The following is a 12,585-nucleotide window of genomic DNA, read 5'->3' as shown; positions in this document are numbered from 1 at the left end:
CTGGGAAGCCTACGCAGCCCGCTGTCGGGTTCGCACCGACCGGTCGAGCCCTGCCAGACTGCGATGGAATCCGTCCGCTCCACGAGCGGGCCAGACCCGAACGACGACGAGGAGAACCCGTGACCACCTGGGAGTACGCGACCGTTCCGCTGATCGTGCACGCGACCAAGCAGATCCTGGACCAGTGGGGCGAGGACGGGTGGGAGCTCGTGCAGGTGCTGCAGAGCCCGGACGGCGGCAACCTGGTCGCCTACCTGAAGCGGCCCAAGACCGCCTGATGTCGCAGGTCGAGGACCGGCTCGCGGCCATGGGACTGCGGGTACCCGATGTCGTCGCGCCCCTGGCGGCGTACACGCCGGCGGTGAGGTACGCCGACACCGTGCAGACCTCGGGCCAGCTGCCGATGGTCGACGGGTCGCTCGTGACCATCGGCAAGGTGGGCGCGCAGGTCAGTCCGCAGGAAGCGGCGGATCTGGCGCGCATCTGCGCGCTCAACGCCATCGCCGCGGTGAAGTCGCTGGTCCCCGACCTCGACACCGTGCGGGTGGTCAAGGTCGTCGGGTTCGTCGCCAGCGACCCGTCCTTCACCGGGCAGCCCGCGGTGGTCAACGGCGCGAGCGAGCTGCTCGGCGCGGCGTTCGGCGAGGACGGGGTGCACGCCCGCTCCGCGGTGGGGGTGGCCGTGCTGCCGCTGGATGCCCCCGTCGAGGTCGAGATCACCGTCGTCGTGCGTGGCTGAGCGCGTGACCGGTTCCGTGGTCCCCACCCGCGAGCAGGTCTTCGTGGCCGGTGGGCCGGTCGGCGAGTTGGCCCGTCTCTGGCTGGACGCCGGATCGCCGGCCGGCGTGCCGCCGCGGCGCGCCTCGACAGTGATGGTGCTGCGGCACGGCCGGTCCGACGGCGGCCCGGAGGTGTTCATGCTGCGCCGGGTCGCGTCGATGGCCTTCGCGCCCTCGATGTGGGTCTTCCCCGGCGGCGGGGTCGATCCACGCGACGCGGACGTCGATGTCCCCTGGGCGGGTCCGACCCCGCAGGAGTGGGCGGTGCGTCTCGGAGTGCCGCGCGAGGAGGCGGTCGAGCTGGTGTGCGCCGCCGTTCGCGAGGTCTTCGAGGAATGCGGCGTCCTACTCGCCGGGCGCGCTGCCGACGAGGTGCTGGCCGACGTGACCGGCCCGACCTGGCAGGGGCACCGGGCCGCGCTGCTCGCAAAGGAGCTGTCCATGTCGCAGCTGCTGTCCCATGAGGGGCTGGTGCTGCGCTCGGATCTGCTGTCGTTCCAGGACCATTGGCTGACGCCGGAGTTCGAGAAGCGGCGCTACGACACCTACTTCTTCGCCGCCCTCCTGCCCGAAGGCCAGCGCGCCGACGACCAGACCAGCGAGTCGGACATCTCGCGCTGGGTCGCACCCGCTGATCTGATCGCCGACGTCGCGTCCGGCGAGGCATCGATGTTGGCGCCCACCGTCACCAACCTCGAACGCCTCGATCAGGCGAGCGGCCCGGAGGTCGTCATGGACTCCACGCCGCCCGTCGTACCCGTGATGCCCGTGGCCGAGTACGACGGGGCGCGCGTACTGCTGCGGGCGCGACTGCCGATCCGCTGAGACTCAGCGCAGGGCGAGCGACCGCAGACCGGCGATGGTGCCGTTGAACCGGTTCTTGTCCAGGCCACCGCTCTGGCTGTACTGCCAGATGTAGGAGGACCTCGTGCCGGCCGGGAGCTGCGTCGGCACGTGGCTGTACTGAGCGATCCAGAACGGCGTCAGCCCGGCGAGCGCCGAAGTGTTACCGGTGCAGGTCGCCCACCAGTCGTAGGTCGTGTAGACGACGGGGTAACGGCCGGTGCGGTAGTGGTAGCGATTCACGAACGACTTGATCCAGGAGGTCATCCCGGACCAGCCGTAGCCGTAGCAGGACGAGCCGTACGGGTTGTACTCGATGTCGAGCGCGCCCGGCAGGGTGCGGCCGTCCCGGGACCAGCCGCCGCCGTGCGCGATGAAGTAGTCGGCCTGGTAACTGCCGCTCGACTGGTTGGGCAGCGCGAAGTGGTAGGCGCCACGGATCATCCCCGCGGAGTACGAACCGGAGTACTGCGACCCGAACCGGGAGCTGGTGTAGTTCGTGCCCTCGGTCGCCTTGACGTAGGCGAACTGGAAGCCCTCCGCCCTCAGCGTCCCCCAAGCCACCGAGCCCTGGTACGCCGAGACGTCCACCCCATAGGCGTTCCCGCTGGTGTACATCGGGGCCATCTGCCGCGGTGCCTGCTGGGTGGAGGAGGCCCTCTTGGACTCCCCAGCCCGGGTAGCCACCGCCCGCGGTGGTGATTCCCGCGGCGCGCGCCGCAGCGGTGGGGGTCGGGAGCGCGGGCTTGGCGTGGGCCTGCGCCATCGGCATGGCAACCGCCATCCCGAGCGTCACGATGGAGGTGCCACACAGGGCACGCAGCACGTTCTTCATGGTGGGGGGTCCGTTCATCGGGGGAGAGGCGAGCGTCACCGACACAGGTGAACAACGGGTGCGGCGTAGGCCAGGAGTTCTCCAGTTCTCCGTCAAGATGTACCAATGGCAGACACGATATGGCGTGGTGGCCCTGTTACGCACGGGGCAGAAGTGATTTTGTGCCCCAATCCGGGCCCGATGACCCTGGACGGAACCAACACCTGGGTGCTGCACGTGCCGGGTAGCGACGAGGCCGTGGTGGTGGATCCGGGGCCTCTGGACGAGGGCCATCTGCAGGCGGTCCTCGAGGTCGTCCGGGCCGTCGGGGCGCGGGTGACGCTCACCCTGCTCACTCACGGTCACTTCGATCACGCGGAGTCCGCGGACCGCTGGGCGGAGCTGACCGGCGCGCCGGTGCGCGGCGCCGGACGCGGGCGCGCGTTCACCGACGATGAGTGGATCACGGTGGGGGATCTGCGCATCCAGGTGCTGCTCACGCCTGGGCACACGAAGGACTCGGTGTCGTTCCTGGTGCCCGACCAGCAGTTGCTGCTGACCGGCGACACGGTGCTCGGCCGCGGGACGAGTGTGGTCGCGCACCCCGACGGGGAGCTCGCGGCGTACCTCGCCTCGCTCGACCGGCTCGCGGGCGTCGCCGGGGGTATGACGCTCGGTCCCGGCCACGGGCCGACGCACGCCGACGCCGCGGCGGTCATCGCGCAGTACGCCCGGCACCGGCTGCAGCGGCTGGATCAAGTGCGGGCAGCGCTGGCGGCCGGAGCGGGCGATGCGGACGACGTCGCGCAGGCCGTCGTGGAGCAGGTCTACGCGGACGTACCGCGCGAGGTGTGGCCCGCGGCGCACAAGACCGTGCAGGCGCAGCTGGACTATCTGGCCGCGAGAGGCTGACGCCGGCGCGTCAGGGGGTCAGCGCGCGCGGTGCTGCAGGCGTTCGACGTCGATCAGCGTGACGGCCCGCGCCTCCAGCTTGATCCAGCCGCGGGAGCTGAAGTCGGCCAGGGCCTTGTTGACCGTCTCGCGGGAGGCGCCGACCAGCTGGGCGAGCTCCTCCTGGGTCAGGTCGTGCGCAACGAGCACCCCGTCCTCGGCCGGCTGACCGAACCGGGACGACAGGTCGAGCAGCGCCTTCGCGACACGACCGGGCACGTCGGTGAAGACCAGGTCGCCGAGCGCCTCGTTGGTGCGGCGAAGCCGGCGAGCCAACGCGCCGAGCATGGTCATCGCGACCTCGGGTCGGTCCTTGAGGAACTCGGTCATGTCCGCGTGGGCGAGACCGGCCAGCTCGGTGTCGGCGACGGCCGTTGCCGTCGCCGTGCGGGCGCCGGGGTCGAAAAGGCTGAGTTCGCCGAGCATCTCGCCCATGCCGAGGATCGCGAGGAGGTTCTCCCGGCCGTCCATCGAACGGCGGCCGAGCTTCACCTTGCCGGCGGTGATGACATAGAGCGTGTCGCCCTGGTCGCCCTCTTTGAACAGCTCTCGTCCGCGAGCGACCTTGGTGCGCGACATCGACTCGAGCAGAGCCTCAGCAGCGCTGTCGTCGAGTGCGGCGAACAATGGCGCCTTGCGTACGGCCTCGGTTTCCACGGGGTTAGTGTGCCACGTCACCATCGCGTCGGCGCGTCGTCCGGACCCCCTTAGTCTCGGTCGGGTGAAACGTCTCGATGTCACCGCCGAGAGCCCCGTGTCGCGCACGCGCCGCGCTCGCAAGATGTACCGCGTCCTGCACGACACCTACCCCTACGCCCGGTGCGAGCTGGACTTCAGCACCCCGCTGGAGTTGCTGGTCGCGACGATCCTGTCCGCACAGACCACCGATGTCGGAGTCAACAAGGTCACGCCGACCCTCTTCGCGCGCTATCCGGACGCCGCGGCGTACGCCGGAGCGGACCGCGAGCAGCTGGAACAGCTCCTCAAACCGACCGGTTTCTTCCGGGCCAAGACCAACGCCGTGATGACCCTGGGCCAGGCGCTGGTCGAGCGGTACGACGGCGAGGTGCCGCCCCGCCTGAAGGATCTGGTGACACTGCCCGGCGTGGGCCGAAAGACCGCGAACGTGGTGCTGGGCAACGCTTTCGGCATCCCGGGTCTCACCGTCGACACCCACTTCGGGCGGCTCGTACGACGCTTCGGCTGGACCGTGCTGGACGACCCGGTCAAGGTCGAGCAGGAGATCGGCGCGCTGTTCCCCCGCAAGGACTGGACCATGCTCAGCAACGTCCTGATCTTCCACGGGCGCCGGATGTGTCACGCCAAGAAGCCTGCCTGCGGGGTGTGCCCGATCGCCCGGTGGTGCCCGTCGTACGGCGACGGCGAGACCGATCCGGAGAAGGCGCGCAAACTGCTGAAGTACGAGATGGCGCCTGCGTGACCGACATCCATCCGGTGCCGTCCTGGTTGACGGGCATCGAGGAGCAGGCCGCCGGCCGGATGCCGACCTTCCCAGTCGGCGAGGACGGCGAGGGCCGCCGGTCCGCGGTGCTGATGCTGTTCGGTCCGCGCGACGGCGGCGGTGAGGACATCGTGCTGACCCAGCGGGCCGACACGTTGCGCCAGCACGCCGGTCAGGTCTCGTTTCCCGGAGGCGGCGTGGATCCGCAGGATGCCTCGCCGCAGGAGACGGCGCTGCGCGAAGCGCACGAGGAGATCGGACTGGATCGCGCGGGGGTGCGGGTGCTCGGCACGCTGCCGTCACTGCCCTTGAGCGTCACCGGTTTTCACGTGACACCGGTGGTGGCCTGGTGGGAGTCGCCGTCGCCGGTGCGTGCGGCGGAGGCGGAGGTCGCGAGGGTGGAGCGGGTGCCGATCGCCGATCTGATGGACCCGGCGAACAGGTTCACCGCGATCGCGCCGGCACGCCGGTTCGCGGCCCCGGCGTTCGAGGTGGACGGGCTCTACATCTGGGGGTTCACCGCGATCGTGCTGGATGCGCTGCTCACCCTCACCGGCCACACGCTGCCGTGGGACGAGAGCGACGAACGCGTTGTGCCCGAGAGGTACCGCCGCCGCTGAAGTGGCGGCGGGCGACCGGCGGGTGTGCCCTACGACGCCTTGGGGGGCTTGACGGCGGCGATGGCCTTCTGGCTGGTGTCGATGGTGCGCTCGGGCTTGCCCTTGATCTTCTTCAGGGCGCTGATGCCGAGCAGTGCCAGCACGATGGTGATCAGCAGGAGCACGCCGCCGATGATCAGGAATCCCGCCCAGGTGGGCACGACGAGGGCCAGCGCCCAGGCGGCCGCAGTGAGCAGGAATCCGAGGGCGTAGAGACCGAAGAGGCCGGCGCCGGCGAGCAGACCCGCGCCCTTGCCGCCCTTGGCGACGTCCGCCTTGATCTCCAGCTTCGCCAGGGCGATCTCACCCTTGACGATGTCCTTGACGTCGGTCTGGGCATCGGCGACCAGCTGACCGAGGGTGCGCTCGGTGCCGGCTGCGCGGCCGTTCAGACGGGTTGCCCCGGCGTCCTTGGTGCTCTGAGCCATCGAGTGTCTCCTTCGGTGTGGAACGGGTTCTCACCCATGACGTCTGTGGAGAGACTATCCACACCTCGCCCCCGCGCACGTGGTCGTCCCGGTCTGCGGAGGCGGCGACCCCGGTGCTCCCGCCAGTAGGATTTCCCTCGGAGCGCCGGGAAGTCTGGTCGGCACAGTCTTTTCCGTGCCTACTAATGGGAGACCCATGACCGACACCATCCCCTTCGGCCGACTCGTCCTTCTTGCAGCTCTGGTGATTCTGTTGGCCCTTATGGCGGGCCGGTTGACCGCGCGCATCAAGATCCCCGCCCCCCTGCTCGTGCTGAGTGCGGCGGCGATCGGGGTGCAGGTGATCCCGAGTTGGGACGCGCCGTCCGAGCAGACCGTCGAGCGGGTGGTCACCCTGGCCCTCGTCTGCATCCTGTTCGACGGCGGCATCGGCATGGGGTGGTCCAAGTTCCGCAGGGCGGCGGCGCCGATCACGGTGGTCGGCGTGGTCGGAACGTTCCTCACCGTCGCCGGGATCGGCCTCTTCATCCATGTGGCGATCGGGCTCAGCTGGTACCTGGCGCTGCTCGTGGCCACCGCGATCTCGCCCACCGACCCCGCGGTGGTCTTCTCGGTGCTCGGGCAGCGGGAGATATCCGGTCGCAGCGGCACGATCCTCGAGGGCGAATCCGGAGCGAACGACCCGGTGGGTATCGCGCTCATGGCGAGTCTGATCGCGGCGGGCGGCGTCGGCGCGGGAGCGTTCGCGCACATCGCGGGAGAGTTCGCACTGCAGATGGGGGTCGGCGCCCTCGTGGGGGCGGTCTCGGCGTACGCGCTCGCGTGGTTCCTGCGATCGGTGACGCTGCCGAGCGAGAGCCTCTACCCCTTGAGGACGACGGCGTGCGCCTTCATCGTGTTCGGCGTCGCCACCGTCGCGCACGGCTCGGGATTTCTCGCAGTGTTCGTCGCGGGCATCCTGCTGGGCGACGTCGAGGGACCGCACAAGCGCGAGATCGTGCGCTTCCACTCGGCGTTGGCCAGCCTGGCAGAGGTCGTGGCCTTCCTGGTGCTGGGACTGACCGTGAAGCTGCCGGAGCTCGCGCACCTGGACGTCTGGCTACCCGGGGTGGTCATCGGCATCGTGCTCGCCGTCGTGGTGCGGCCGATCGCGGTCGCGCTCTGCCTGTCGCGCGCTGGACTGGGCCGTGCGGAGCAGGCGTTCGTCATGTTCGCGGGGTTGAAGGGTGCCGTGCCGATCCTTCTCGGCACCTTCGTCCTGTCCAGCCACGCGCCGGAGGCCGAGCGGCTGTACGGGATCGTCATCGTCGTGGTCGTGGTCTCCGTGCTGGTGCAGGGCAGCTTCACGCCCTCGGTGGCCGAGCGCCTCGGTGTGACGGAGCCGGCATCGTGATCGGCGTCGTCGAGCTCGGACCGGACGAGTGGCGGGTCTGGCGGGAGATCCGGTTGGAGGCGTTGCGGGACGCGCCGGAGGCGTTCGGGTCGACGTCGGCGGACTGGGAGGACGCCGACGAGGCGCGCTGGCGGGCACGGTTGGCGGACGTGCCGCTGCACGCGTTCGCCCGCCTGGACGACCTGCCGGCCGGGGTCGTCAGCGCGACCGCACCGGACGGGAGCGGGCAGGTCGAGTTGATCTCGATGTGGGTCGCGCCGTTCGCGCGTGGACGGGCGGTGGGCGGCGCCCTGATCGATTACGCGCTGCGCTGGGTGACCGACCGCCACCCCAGCGCGCGCATCGCGCTGCAGGTCCGCAAGCACAACGCGCCCGCCATCAGGCTCTACGAGCGGCACGGGTTCGTCCTGGCCGGTGAGAACCCCGAGGACGAGCTGGAGTTCACGATGCGGTGGCACGGAGTCATTTAGTCGTCGGAGTCGTGGCGCGCTCCATACGGCGCGCGACGACTCCCATCGCAGGCGGGCGACGTCCGCCCCGGGCCCTGTCCTAGGTTGGTGCAACGTGGCCGGACCTCTTGACACCCTCATCGCTCTGCCCGGGGTGTCCGCGGCCGTCGACGACGCGCGGGAGACCTGTACGGCGCTGCGCTGGCACCCTGCGCTGCGCCGCCGGATCCCCGAGGCGGCCACCGAGTCGCGGGTGCGTGGCGCGCGGGCGAGTGCGGCGCTGGACGGCGCGGAGTTCGCCGTCGACCTGGTGCGTGACCTGATGCGCGGGGCTGTGGCGTGGCCGGATCCGATCGGTCCGCTGGAGCAGGGGCTGCGGTCCGCCGTGCTCGCGACCGCAGAGACCGAGCGGATGGGCTCCCAGGTGCGGTCGTCGCCCGCCGGGGCGCTCGCCCGGCTGCACGTGGCCGCGTCCGCCGGCGTCGCCGATCCCGACGACGTCGGGCGGCCACGGGTCGCAGGGCAGGACAGCCGCGAACTGGTCGAGTTGGGCCCGGCGCCCGAGGCCGGCCACGCCGCCGAGCGGATGCGCGCGGTGGCGTCGCTCGTGGCCGACCCGCAGGGTGCGCCCGTCCTGGTGCTCGCCGCCGTCGCGCACGCGGAGATCGCGACCGCCCGCCCATTCGTACGCGGAAACGCCGTGGTGGCAAGGGCTTTCGAACGCGCAATCCTCATCGACGGTGGTGTGGACCCGACAGGTGTGGCCGTGCCGGAGTGGGGTCACGGCAGGCAGGGAGCCGTGGACTACCTCGGTGCGCTGTCGGCGTACGCGACGGGGAGCACGGACGGGGTGCGGCTCTGGCTGATCCACTGCGCCGAGGCCGTCGCGGCCGGCGCCCAGGAGGGCGGCCGGATCTGCGACGCGGTGCTCGCTGGGCGGCTCAACTAACGGATTGTCCTCCTGTTCGGGGCCGTCCGCGAGGCCTTGTGTGACGGGCGGGGGAGGAGTAGACCTGTGGTCACAACTCCAGACCACGCGAACGACAGGTACCCACGCGCAGGCAGTTCACTGATGAACGCGATCGGTTTTACCGGACCATCTGACGGCCGGGCCGACACAACGCCGAGTGCACGCTTGGTAACCAGGTCACGCGCGTTGGCGAAGACGCCTCCACCGACTCTTGTGGGGGCGTCTTCGTCGTCCCCTCCTCGGGCCGTCACACGGATATCACGCGAGACGCTTGCCCGAGAAGCCGCGACCCTCCACACTTGAAGGACGGCGCTCCCTTCGGGTTGCAGCGCCTGGGTCGGTTGCCCTCCCCCAGGGCGATCCACCAGAAAGGCCCCCGCCACCCCCCTGGCGGGGGTCTTTCTACGTCTCTACATCTGAGGAGCCGAGGCCGATTCTCAGGGCCCCTCATCCACATCCCCCCGAGAAGCAGCCTCGGCATCCACAGGCGCTGACGCACCGGTGGGCCGCCCGGTTCCCGCGCCGCTTCCATGTGGGACATGCGAACAAACGGCGACCGGCGCGAGGCCGGCACGGCGGACGCCGTGGTGGTGATCGGGTGCGGAGGCGGCGCCGGGGCGTCCGTGCTCGTCACGGGACTGGCCGGTGCGGCCGATCGCTGCGGGATGCGAGTGGTCGCGCTCGATCTCGACGCCTACGCCGGAGGGCTCGACGTGGTCTTCGGCATCGAACGCGCCGACGGGGTGCGGTGGGCCCAGGTCGCCGGATCCCTGGGCGCGCTGGACGGTGCTGCGCTCTACGACGCTCTCCCCGCTGAGGGCCCCGCCGTGCTGTCCTACGGCCGGGAGGGCGCAGCAGCGCCGGCTCAGGTGGTGGCCGAGGCGGTGACCGCGCTGGCGGCATGCTGCGACCTGCTCATCATCGACGCGCCACGGGACATCGACCCGCAGGACCTGCCGGCCGACGCGGTACCGGTGGTGATGGCGCACGGTTCGGTACGCGGCACCGCGGCAGCCGGTGTCACGGTGGAGCGGCTGCGGTCCGCGGGGCGGGAGCCGGTCGTCGTACTGCGGGACGCCTCGCATGGGTTGGCCGATGAGCTGTCCGATGCGGTCGAGGTACAGGTGGTGGCCCAGGTGACCTCCGAGCGGCGCGTGCGCAGCGACCTGGCCCGCGGCGAGCGGCCGGGGGCGCAGGGCGATCTGGCCAAGGTGTGCGATGAGCTGCTCGAGCAGTTGCTCGCGCAGCGGTCCGAGGCGGCAGCGTGAGCATCGCGGAGGCGATGTGGGGCCGGATCCGCGAGGGCTCCGCTCCGACACCGGAGTCCGTGGGCGAGCTGGCGTCACTCGACCGGGTCACCCTGGGCGCCGGTCGGGTGCAGCAGCTGCAGTCCCGGCTCAGTGCGGAGGTCTTCGGCGCCGGTCCGCTCGAGGAGCTGCTTGCCCTGCCCGGCGTCACCGATGTGCTGGTCAACGGGACCGACGGGGTGTGGATCGACCGGGGCGAGGGCCTCGAACCCACGACCTGCGACGTGGGTGACGCGGCCGCGGTGCGCCGGCTCGCGGTCCGACTGGCGACGAACGCCGGTCGACGGCTGGACGAGACGAGCCCGTACGTCGACGGACTGCTGACCGGTGGAGTGCGTCTGCACGCGGTGCTGCCGCCCCTGGTGCCCGACGCTGCCCACATCAGCCTCCGGGTGCCGCGGCGACATACCCCGACGTTGCAGGAGCTGCAGGCCAACTCGACGATCTGCGCGGTAGGGGCGCAGGTGCTCGACCGGCTGGTGCGCGCCCGGATCGCGTTCGTGGTGACCGGCGGCACCGGTTCCGGCAAGACCACCCTGCTCGGGGCGCTGCTGTCGCGGGTGCCCGCGGGCGAGCGGATCGTCGTGGTCGAGGACGTCCGTGAGCTGCGGATCGAGCACCCGCACGTCGTGGCGCTGCAGGGACGCACCCCGAACGTCGAGGGCGCCGGCGCCGTCCCGCTGGAGGTGCTGGTGCGCCAGTCGCTGCGGATGCGTCCCGATCGGCTGGTCGTCGGCGAGGTGCGCGGCGCGGAGGTGCGCGAGCTCCTGAGCGCCCTCAACACCGGCCACGACGGCGGATGCGGCACGGTGCACGCCAACACCGCCGCCGATGTCCTCGCCCGGTTCGAGGCACTCGGCGCCCTCGCCGGGATGTCCCAGCACGCCGTCGGCAGCCAGCTCGTGAGCGCGGTCAAGGTCGTGGTCCACCTGCGCCGTGAAGCGGCGGATCGGGTGGTGAGCGAGATCGCGGTCATCGGCTGGGACGGCGACGCGCTGTGCGTCCGGCCTGCACTCGCGCGCCAGGACGGCACCCTGCACCGCGAGGCCGCCTGGCCGGTGCTCGCCCGGATGCTGGGCGGCGCACCGTGATCGCCGCACTGATCTGCGGGTGTATCGCGGTGCTCTGCTGGCCGCTGCGCCATCCTCGACCGGACCTGCCGGCCAGGACCGCGTGGTTCCGCCGGGTCGCGGTCGGGCGGGTGCGGCGCGGCGGGAGCCAGGATCCGGTCCGGGCCGTCTTGACCAGTCTGGTCGAGGGCATCGCTCCTGCGGTCGAGGCCGGGGTCCCACCACCCGTGGCGGTCGCCACCGCCGCGTCGGTCGCCGCCCGCACCGTCGAGATCCCCGAGCTGGCAGCCGAACTCACGAGCCTGTCGGCCCTCGCTCGGAGCGGAGCACCCCTCGCTCAGGCGTGGGCGGATCTGGCCGCGCGGCATCCGGGCGCCGGTCTCGAAGCCGTGGCCCGTGCGTGGTCCCTGTCCGACCGGATCGGCTGCGGGCTGAGCGAGGCCTTGAGCACGGCCGTCACCTCGATGCGCGAACAGGAGGACCACCGTCGCAGGGTCGCTGCGGCCACCGCCGGTCCGCGCGCCACCATGCAGTTGCTCACTCTGCTGCCGATCGCGGGGATCGCCATCTCGGCGTTCATCGGGGTGAATCCGGTCCGGCTCTATGCCGGAACTCCTGGCCTGGTCGCTCTGCTGCTCGGGGTGCTGCTGCTGTGGGCGGGTCGCCGGATGATCCGGGCGATGATCGCGCGATCGTGCGCGCCGGGGCCGCTGCGATGAGCCCGTCCGCGCCGGGGGCGTGGTGGTGCGCGGTCCTGCTCGTGGCGGTGACGCCGCTGGTGTGGCCGCGGGCGCTGCCGGCGTCCCCACCCGCATCGTCCGTCCCGCCGCCGGTGGTGGCCGAGGACGTGCGTGCGGTCGCCGCTTCGCTGGATCTGCTGGCTCTCGCGCTCGGCAGCGGGGTGCCTCTGGTGACGGCCGTCGAAGCCGTTGCAGAGGACGCCGGCGAGCTGGTCTCGCGTCATCTGCGGCAGGTGGCGGCGGCGATGCGCTGGGGTGTGGACGAGGTCCGCGCCTGGGACGGGCTACCCGCGGTGTGGAAGCCGGCTGCGGCGTCACTGGCGCTCGCGGTGACTGCCGGGGTGCCGCCGGGCGCTCTGCTGCGGCGCGCGGCCGACGACATCCGTCGCGGCGAACGCCAACGGCTCGACGAGGCGATCGGTCGGGTCTCCGTGCTGATCGTGGTGCCGCTCGGGCTGTGCTTCCTGCCGGCCTTCGCACTGCTGACGGTGGTGCCCGTGGTCATGACCATCGCCCGCAGCGTCCTGGCCGGCACGTCGTGAGCGGCCCCGGACCACCACGTGCGCGGTTTGCGTCGTTGGCCAGTGCTGCAGTCCTGGCCGCCGACGCAAACCGCACACCTGGGCGGCACCCCACGCCACGCCCAGCGCACCACGTCATCCCCCGATCGGTGGATGGGCACAGAGGCGACGACGGCGAGGGCCGGCACGCCATAGAGAG

Annotated in this window: 16 protein-coding genes; 13 read left to right on the top strand and 3 right to left on the bottom strand. The window is 71.3% G+C overall.

Features of this window, described 5'->3' with window-relative positions:
* Nucleotides 1-119: 119 nt before the first annotated feature.
* Genes LVQ62_RS01495 through LVQ62_RS01485 form a run of 3 tightly spaced genes read left to right on the top strand, consistent with a single transcriptional unit; the run spans nucleotide 120 to nucleotide 1,604 of the window.
* The gene (locus LVQ62_RS01495) at nucleotides 120-278 is read left to right on the top strand and encodes a DUF4177 domain-containing protein (protein WP_179478632.1); all 159 of its coding nucleotides are present in this window, start codon (nucleotides 120-122) and stop codon (nucleotides 276-278) included.
* On the top strand, nucleotides 278-739 hold the full coding sequence (locus tag LVQ62_RS01490; protein ID WP_233764040.1) for a RidA family protein: 462 nt from the start codon (nucleotides 278-280) through the stop codon (nucleotides 737-739). Before LVQ62_RS01495 ends, LVQ62_RS01490 begins: the two co-directional genes overlap by 1 nt.
* Nucleotides 732-1,604 carry an NUDIX domain-containing protein gene (locus LVQ62_RS01485; RefSeq protein WP_233764038.1) on the top strand — a complete coding sequence of 291 codons (873 nt, stop codon included), beginning with the start codon at nucleotides 732-734 and terminating at the stop codon, nucleotides 1,602-1,604. The genes LVQ62_RS01490 and LVQ62_RS01485 overlap by 8 nt, the downstream gene beginning before the upstream one ends.
* 3 nt (nucleotides 1,605-1,607) lie before the next feature.
* Here the strand turns inward: LVQ62_RS01485 and LVQ62_RS01480 are convergent, their stop codons facing one another.
* Entirely contained in the window at nucleotides 1,608-2,240 is a 633-nt protein-coding gene (locus tag LVQ62_RS01480; protein WP_233764037.1) for a GH25 family lysozyme, read from the bottom strand.
* Nucleotides 2,241-2,637: 397 nt separating this feature from the next.
* On the opposite strand from LVQ62_RS01480, the gene LVQ62_RS01475 reads away from it, so the two are divergent.
* On the top strand, nucleotides 2,638-3,348 hold the full coding sequence (locus tag LVQ62_RS01475) for an MBL fold metallo-hydrolase (protein ID WP_233764036.1): 711 nt from the start codon (nucleotides 2,638-2,640) through the stop codon (nucleotides 3,346-3,348).
* An 18-nt stretch (nucleotides 3,349-3,366) separates the two neighbouring features.
* Here LVQ62_RS01475 and LVQ62_RS01470 read toward each other — a convergent pair whose 3' ends face one another.
* Nucleotides 3,367-4,068 carry a Crp/Fnr family transcriptional regulator gene (locus LVQ62_RS01470; RefSeq protein ID WP_218883507.1) on the bottom strand — a complete coding sequence of 234 codons (702 nt, stop codon included), beginning with the start codon at nucleotides 4,066-4,068 and terminating at the stop codon, nucleotides 3,367-3,369.
* 100 nt (nucleotides 4,069-4,168) lie between these two features.
* Here LVQ62_RS01470 and nth point away from each other — a divergent pair, with 100 nt between their 5' ends.
* Nucleotides 4,169-4,828, top strand: coding sequence for an endonuclease III (gene nth, locus LVQ62_RS01465; RefSeq protein WP_179483531.1), 660 nt, complete (start codon nucleotides 4,169-4,171; stop codon nucleotides 4,826-4,828).
* Nucleotides 4,825-5,469: a CoA pyrophosphatase gene (locus tag LVQ62_RS01460; protein WP_233764035.1), complete on the top strand. Its 645-nt coding sequence runs from the start codon at nucleotides 4,825-4,827 to the stop codon at nucleotides 5,467-5,469. The genes nth and LVQ62_RS01460 overlap by 4 nt, the downstream gene beginning before the upstream one ends.
* Before the next feature lie 29 nt (nucleotides 5,470-5,498).
* On the opposite strand, the gene LVQ62_RS01455 is transcribed toward LVQ62_RS01460, so the two are convergent.
* Nucleotides 5,499-5,936, bottom strand: a complete 438-nt coding sequence (locus tag LVQ62_RS01455; protein ID WP_179478642.1) for a phage holin family protein — start codon at nucleotides 5,934-5,936, stop codon at nucleotides 5,499-5,501.
* A 196-nt stretch (nucleotides 5,937-6,132) separates the two neighbouring features.
* On the opposite strand from LVQ62_RS01455, the gene LVQ62_RS01450 reads away from it, so the two are divergent.
* From LVQ62_RS01450 to LVQ62_RS01420, 7 genes are all read left to right on the top strand, one after another.
* Complete coding sequence (locus tag LVQ62_RS01450; protein WP_233764034.1) at nucleotides 6,133-7,329, top strand: cation:proton antiporter; 1,197 nt, start codon at nucleotides 6,133-6,135, stop codon at nucleotides 7,327-7,329.
* Nucleotides 7,326-7,799 carry an N-acetyltransferase gene (locus LVQ62_RS01445; protein WP_233764030.1) on the top strand — a complete coding sequence of 158 codons (474 nt, stop codon included), beginning with the start codon at nucleotides 7,326-7,328 and terminating at the stop codon, nucleotides 7,797-7,799. Before LVQ62_RS01450 ends, LVQ62_RS01445 begins: the two co-directional genes overlap by 4 nt.
* Nucleotides 7,800-7,893: 94 nt before the next feature.
* Nucleotides 7,894-8,727 carry a Fic family protein gene (locus tag LVQ62_RS01440; protein WP_233764027.1) on the top strand — a complete coding sequence of 278 codons (834 nt, stop codon included), beginning with the start codon at nucleotides 7,894-7,896 and terminating at the stop codon, nucleotides 8,725-8,727.
* Nucleotides 8,728-9,287: 560 nt separating this feature from the next.
* On the top strand, nucleotides 9,288-10,016 hold the full coding sequence (locus tag LVQ62_RS01435; protein ID WP_233764025.1) for a hypothetical protein: 729 nt from the start codon (nucleotides 9,288-9,290) through the stop codon (nucleotides 10,014-10,016).
* Entirely contained in the window at nucleotides 10,013-11,146 is a 1,134-nt protein-coding gene (locus LVQ62_RS01430) for a TadA family conjugal transfer-associated ATPase (RefSeq protein WP_233764022.1), read from the top strand. The genes LVQ62_RS01435 and LVQ62_RS01430 overlap by 4 nt, the downstream gene beginning before the upstream one ends.
* Entirely contained in the window at nucleotides 11,143-11,844 is a 702-nt protein-coding gene (locus LVQ62_RS01425) for a type II secretion system F family protein (protein ID WP_233764016.1), read from the top strand. The genes LVQ62_RS01430 and LVQ62_RS01425 overlap by 4 nt, the downstream gene beginning before the upstream one ends.
* On the top strand, nucleotides 11,841-12,407 hold the full coding sequence (locus LVQ62_RS01420; RefSeq protein ID WP_233764014.1) for a type II secretion system F family protein: 567 nt from the start codon (nucleotides 11,841-11,843) through the stop codon (nucleotides 12,405-12,407). The genes LVQ62_RS01425 and LVQ62_RS01420 overlap by 4 nt, the downstream gene beginning before the upstream one ends.
* Nucleotides 12,408-12,585 lie beyond the last annotated feature (178 nt).

This window comes from Allobranchiibius sp. GilTou73 (genome assembly GCF_021391335.1).
Lineage (GTDB): Bacteria > Actinomycetota > Actinomycetes > Actinomycetales > Dermatophilaceae > Allobranchiibius > Allobranchiibius huperziae.
This window is presented reverse-complemented; position numbering and strand designations above follow the sequence as displayed.

Bases quoted from the DNA above. Each gene is read 5' to 3' on its own strand.
- LVQ62_RS01490 (WP_233764040.1), top strand. From the start codon at position 278: ATGTCGCAGGTCGAGGACCGGCTCGCGGCCATGGGACTGCGGGTACCC.
- LVQ62_RS01480 (WP_233764037.1), bottom strand. From the start codon at position 2,240: ATGTACACCAGCGGGAACGCCTATGGGGTGGACGTCTCGGCGTACCAG.
- LVQ62_RS01475 (WP_233764036.1), top strand. From the start codon at position 2,638: ATGACCCTGGACGGAACCAACACCTGGGTGCTGCACGTGCCGGGTAGC.
- LVQ62_RS01470 (WP_218883507.1), bottom strand. From the start codon at position 4,068: ATGGTGACGTGGCACACTAACCCCGTGGAAACCGAGGCCGTACGCAAG.
- nth (WP_179483531.1), top strand. From the start codon at position 4,169: ATGTACCGCGTCCTGCACGACACCTACCCCTACGCCCGGTGCGAGCTG.
- LVQ62_RS01455 (WP_179478642.1), bottom strand. From the start codon at position 5,936: ATGGCTCAGAGCACCAAGGACGCCGGGGCAACCCGTCTGAACGGCCGC.
- LVQ62_RS01450 (WP_233764034.1), top strand. From the start codon at position 6,133: ATGACCGACACCATCCCCTTCGGCCGACTCGTCCTTCTTGCAGCTCTG.
- LVQ62_RS01435 (WP_233764025.1), top strand. From the start codon at position 9,288: ATGCGAACAAACGGCGACCGGCGCGAGGCCGGCACGGCGGACGCCGTG.
- LVQ62_RS01420 (WP_233764014.1), top strand. From the start codon at position 11,841: ATGAGCCCGTCCGCGCCGGGGGCGTGGTGGTGCGCGGTCCTGCTCGTG.